1 pseudogene is annotated in these 229 nt (G+C 32.3%); it reads right to left on the bottom strand.

Going from position 1 to position 229, the window contains the following annotated elements:
• A pseudogene (locus tag Z054_RS31610) lies at window positions 1-229 on the bottom strand (hypothetical protein); the annotation flags it as partial.

Genomic DNA, 229 nt, shown 5'->3' with positions numbered 1-229 from the left:
TAATACCAAATGGTCTCCTTCCATCGAAAAATGAATATGGATAGTTGCACCCTCTTTTAAAGAAGTAACACCATGCTCTATGGCATTTTCTACAAAAGGTTGTGCAAACATAGGAGGAATGGCAATTTCTTCACTAATTAAACCGTCTTCTACTTCAATTTTAAAAGTAAAAGGATGATCGCGTTTTAAGTTTTGAATGCTTAAATAATTATCCAACATATTTACTTCT

It is taken from the genome of Aquimarina macrocephali JAMB N27 (assembly GCF_000520995.1).
In the GTDB taxonomy this organism is placed as follows: domain Bacteria; phylum Bacteroidota; class Bacteroidia; order Flavobacteriales; family Flavobacteriaceae; genus Aquimarina; species Aquimarina macrocephali.
The sequence above is the reverse complement of the archived record's forward strand: the minus strand, read 5'-3'. Positions and strand labels throughout refer to the sequence as shown.